The 832-nt window shown below is 24.8% G+C and carries 2 protein-coding genes; both read right to left on the reverse strand.

The window, feature by feature from the left end:
• Window positions 1-139 precede the first annotated feature (139 nt).
• Entirely contained in the window at window positions 140-607 is a 468-nt protein-coding gene (locus ABD816_RS22190; protein WP_344931108.1) for a hypothetical protein, read from the reverse strand.
• Window positions 594-832: hypothetical protein (locus ABD816_RS22195; RefSeq protein ID WP_344931109.1), on the reverse strand; the 239-nt coding region annotated here is incomplete at its 5' end. The genes ABD816_RS22190 and ABD816_RS22195, both read right to left, overlap by 14 nt.

Genomic DNA, 832 nt, shown 5'->3' on the forward strand with positions numbered 1-832 from the left:
TGTCTTACATTAAAGAACTTTGATTTTTATAAGTAATCCATAATTCATCGTAATTAGTAAAATTAGTTAACTCTTCATTTTCGAATTTAAAATCTAAAAAATCCAAAAAATCATCTTCCAAACTTGGCAAAAAATGTTTTTATTTACCATTAAGTATATTATTAATAGAAACCCCATTATCATTAATATGATAAACTCCATTATGGATATATACATCCCCTCCCCTTAAAATGATTTTCAAAATGGGATCGTATGGCTCTGGGAATTTTTTGTATTTAGAAAGATTAATTGAAGATTTAAAAATATTCCAACAAACATATAAATGAATAAAAGTAGCATTAAAGTTAGATTTTAAATTTGTTAATTCTAAACTAAATATTTCTTTAAAATCATTATTTAAATAAATTAAAATATTATGAGATTCTCGGCTTTTTAAATGTGTGTCATTAATTTCTAATGCATTTCTCCACAGAAATAACCTACTAACATAATCTTTAAACAAAGCCACATGAGAATATTTAACTTTCTTGTTATATTTAATTTGACTTGTTACTTTTTTAATTCTTGCATTGTATTCATCAATAATTTTATCTTTATTTAATGCCATATATATCTAGTAATTCATTAACTATTTCATCTAAATTAGATAAGTTAGAATTTGGGACAGGAGGATTTTTTAACCTTTCCAAAGATGAAGCATAACCATTCCTATGAATCAAAGGAACAGCATCGTGAGCTCCTACATTATAAGGTTTCAAAGAGTACAATTCATCAATACTTCTGTAAGGAACTCCTTTTTCCATTAACTTTAGTTCAATATATTCATGAGCTA

The organism is Aquimarina addita (genome assembly GCF_039539305.1).
GTDB classification, from domain to species: Bacteria; Bacteroidota; Bacteroidia; order Flavobacteriales; family Flavobacteriaceae; genus Aquimarina; species Aquimarina addita.

Bases quoted from the DNA above. Each gene is read 5' to 3' on its own strand.
- ABD816_RS22190 (WP_344931108.1), bottom strand. From the start codon at position 607: ATGGCATTAAATAAAGATAAAATTATTGATGAATACAATGCAAGAATT.